The organism is Saccharopolyspora sp. NPDC000995 (assembly GCF_053599315.1).
Genome location: NZ_JBSFLZ010000249.1, coordinates 1 through 3,633 on the forward strand (window position 1 = coordinate 1; position 3,633 = coordinate 3,633).

The window sequence follows — 3,633 nt, forward strand, 5'->3', positions numbered from 1 at the left end:
TCATGCGCGCATGCGGTGTAGCGCACACAAACCGGAGCGACGATGCCAGCCAACACGGCATTCCGCCACGAAAGACCGACAAATAAGCCCCTTTAACCCGGACAATAGAAGAAAAAGGGCACCGCGGACCGATCCGAGGCTCAGAGCCGACCGCCGGGGCCCGCAAGTCGGTTGCGCCGTGGCGACGCTCGGACAAGTGGCAGGCCGCTGACCTGCGGCGACAGGGCCAGTGGTCGCGGTGTCGTCGCATGCCGCGCAGGATGAGCACACGCGCACATGACCTGCGAAAACACCATCTCCCCACACCAAGAAAATGATCGCGATGCGCTCGAACCCGAACCGTGGCCGGATCTACCGGCGCTGCGGATGCCGCGACCAGGACCACCGGCAACTCGGCCCGCACTGCCCCAAGCTCGACTACCACAAGCACCGCACCTGGGCCTTCGCCGTGGACCTACCCTCCATCACCGGCCGCCGGCGCACCCTGCGCCGCAGCGGCTTCACCACCAGAGCCCACGCCCAAACCGAACTCAACCGCATCCTTGGCTGCGAACGCACCGGCGTCGCCATCGACGACCGCGAAACCATCGCCGACTACCTCACCGACTGGCTCGCCACCAAAGCACTGACGCTGAAGCCGACCACCATGGCCCGCTACACCGACTACCTCACCAAGACCGCATCCCCGCCCTCGGCGAGATCCGGCTGGAAAAACTCAGCCACCAGCAACGTCGCCCAGTTCGTGCGCACACAACTGGACGCCGGACGCGGCCCGATCACGCTGCGCCGCTGTGTCGCCACCCTCTCCAGCGCGCTCAACGACGCCGTCCACCAGCGCCGACTCACCCAACAACGCCGCCAAGTAACCAAGAAGCGCATGAAGGGTTTGGAAGATCAGCTTTCCGAGCTGGACGAGGCTCAGCGGCCTTCCGCTTCCTGATCAGATTCAGCTGTCCGTCCATAACGGACCGCTTCCTCAGCAAGGTGATCCGCGCCGATCCTCATCGCTGTCTCGCTACGGTTTCGGCGCAGGTTGTCCAACCAGTCTGGGACGTGGGCGTTGGTCTGCCTGATCGCGAGCATCTGATCTTGAACGTCCCGGCAGTCCGCGATGGTCACGCCGTCCCGTTCCTTCATACCCCTTGCCCACAGGGTGGTGGTCTTGGCCTCGGTCTTGGACTTGAGGTCGGCGCTTTCGCGGTTGGGCCCGGATCATCTCAATAACCTCGCGGACAGCGCTGAGCAGCGGCGCGACGACCGCAGTAAGGGCATGGAAGGCGGACAAGCCCGCGATCATGCTGGCTGCGACGCCAAGGCCAACAAGCACGAGAAGGGCACTCGTGAGGACGGCGGCGTACACCCTATGCATGGACGCGCCCCAGCCCAGGTTGCTGCGCTGGCAATTCAGGACGTCCAGTGGACGTGCAGCTTTCCCAGTGTCGGGATACCAGTCCCGAGTGCGGCTCCCTTGGTAACGCGCGGCCGCTTCGGCGATCTGCGTCGGTGACGGCCGGTCCGCGGCCAAGTCCTTCCACGGGAGCCTGAAGACGTAGGTGTCGAACTCCTCCTGGATGAACGCGGCGGCCTTGCGGCAACGCTTCTCACAACCCGACCCCAGCGCGGACCAGAGAAAAGTGAGTGCACCGCCGGCAGCGCCGATGACGACTCACCACGACGGGAACACGAGCGCAGCCGTGATGGTCAACACGGTCAACACGATCACGGTGCCCACGCAGGCATCGTGGATGCGTTTCGCGTCGGTGTACAGGCGGGCCTGCGCGGCCAGCAAACGCTGGGCGTACTCAGTGTTCTGCCCGACGCTGATCGGCATGTGGTCGTGACCTGCGCTGTTCATGCCGTTCCCGGGTCGCAGTACAGAAACTCCGAGCCCCAGATCGTCCGAAGCCCGTAACGCTTCAGAAATCCTTCAGTGCTGCTGACCTGGGCGTTGTCCGTGGTCGGGCAGGAACCGTCCTTGTGCTCGTACAGAGCGATCTACCTGCTCGCTACACGGACCTTCGCGTGGCTCGCTCTACCATGTCGATCTACCGCAGCGAACAACGCCGAGATACTCATCCTGCGGCACGAGGCCACAGTGCCACGCAGACAGGTCACCGCGCCGAAGCCTGCCTGACCGGATCGGGCGCTGCCGGCCGCGCTCGCCCGGCACCTGCCTCAGCGACTCCGCGGCCACCAAATTGTCTCACCACGCACCGTGCTCGCCTGGCATCGGCGCCTGGTCAAACAGAAGTGGACCCAGCCACCCCCACCAGAACGCCCGCCTGTACCCGACGAGCTCCGCTACCTGATCACCCGGCCCGGCACCGACAACCCCTGCTGGCGGTTCCGACGCGTACACGAACTACGCGACTGGGATACAAAGTCAGCGCAGCCACCGTCCGCCGCGTCCTGCCAGCCACCAGGTTCCGTCCCAGACAACGTCGACAGGCAGCGCAACCACGAATGGACCACGTTCCTCAAAGCCCAGGCAAACGGTCTTCTCGCCACGGACTTCTTTCACATCGACACTATCTGGCTGCAGCGGCTATACGCCCTGTTCGTCATGGAGGTCCGCACCCTGTACCGTGCCAAAAATTGGCACTCGGTCGCTGACCTGGGTTTCGTTGAGCTCTGTGATCAGGCCATGATCTCGGATCATGCCGTTTCGATTGTCGTACATGGCGTTGGTGACCGTCTTCGGTTGGCTGGGGCTGCTCGCCCGGCGCACCGCGGCCAAAGGATGTCGAGATCCTGGCCCTGCGGCATGAACTGGCAGTCTTACGCCGCCAGGTTGGCCGGCGGCCTCGTCTATCGTGGCCGGATCGCGCCATCCTGTCCGCACTATCCCGCCTACTCCCTCGCAGTATGCGACTGGGGCGGATCGTCACACCTGCCACGCTCCTGGCCTGGCACCGAAGTCTGATCGCCAAGAAGTGGACCTACCCACAGCGGTCAGGTCGCCCACCGATCACCACCGAACTCCGCGACCTGATCATTCGTTTGGCCCAAGAAAATCCCACCTGGGGTCACCGGCACGTCCAAGGCGAACTGCTCGGCCTGGGGCATCACGTCGGCGCTGGAACGATCCGCCGCATCCTCCGCAACTCCCGCATCGGCCCCGCTCCACGCCGCGCGGACACCTCATGGCGCAGCTTCCTCCGAGCTCAAGCATCCGGACTGCTGGCAGTCGACTTTTTCCACGTCGACACCATCAGCCTTCGCCAGTTACATGTCCTGTCCGTCATGGAGGTCCGTACCCGCACCGTGCATATCCTCGGAGTCACCGCACACCCGACCGGTGCCTGGACCACCCAGGTCGCCCGCAACCTCCTAACCGACCTCGGCGAACGAGCCGCATCATTCCGATTCCTCGTCCGTGACCGCGACACCAAGTACACGCCCGCGTTCGACGCGGTCTTCGCCGCCGAGGAAATCAAGGTCATCAAGACCCCGCCGCAGACCCCACGGGCGAACTGCTACGCCGAACGCTTCGTCCGCACCATCCGCGAAGAATGCACCGACCGGCTCCTGCTCTACAACTGAGGTTTCGCAGTTTTGTGGGGGGTGTGCGGCGTGGCGGCGTGATCATGGCCTGGAGATGGGGGAAGCATCGGCGTTCCTTGTAACCACCCG

General features: G+C 64.4%; 4 protein-coding genes and 2 pseudogenes. 2 read left to right on the forward strand and 4 right to left on the reverse strand.

The annotated features are described in order from the left end of the window. Positions 1-322 precede the first annotated feature (322 nt). Positions 323-940, forward strand: coding sequence for a hypothetical protein (locus ACWDKQ_RS35410; RefSeq protein ID WP_450143112.1), 618 nt, complete (start codon positions 323-325; stop codon positions 938-940). Here ACWDKQ_RS35410 and ACWDKQ_RS35415 read toward each other — a convergent pair. From ACWDKQ_RS35415 to ACWDKQ_RS35430, 4 genes and pseudogenes are all read right to left on the reverse strand, one after another. Then, positions 919-1,182, reverse strand: a pseudogene (locus tag ACWDKQ_RS35415) (S-4TM family putative pore-forming effector); the annotation flags it as partial. The gene ACWDKQ_RS35410 and the pseudogene ACWDKQ_RS35415 overlap by 22 nt on opposite strands. 25 nt (positions 1,183-1,207) lie before the next feature. After that, a pseudogene (locus tag ACWDKQ_RS35420) lies at positions 1,208-1,660 on the reverse strand (S-4TM family putative pore-forming effector); the annotation flags it as partial. Between the two features lie 6 nt (positions 1,661-1,666). After that, a complete protein-coding gene (locus ACWDKQ_RS35425; RefSeq protein WP_450143113.1) occupies positions 1,667-1,855 on the reverse strand; it encodes a hypothetical protein in 189 nt (62 codons plus the stop codon). Between the two features lie 690 nt (positions 1,856-2,545). Next, positions 2,546-2,737 (reverse strand): hypothetical protein, encoded by a 192-nt coding sequence (locus ACWDKQ_RS35430; protein ID WP_450143114.1) that lies wholly within the window; start codon positions 2,735-2,737, stop codon positions 2,546-2,548. Between the two features lie 128 nt (positions 2,738-2,865). Between ACWDKQ_RS35430 and ACWDKQ_RS35435 the strand changes: the two genes are divergently transcribed. Beyond that, positions 2,866-3,543 (forward strand): integrase, encoded by a 678-nt coding sequence (locus ACWDKQ_RS35435; RefSeq protein WP_450143115.1) that lies wholly within the window; start codon positions 2,866-2,868, stop codon positions 3,541-3,543. The last annotated feature ends 90 nt before the right edge of the window (positions 3,544-3,633 follow it).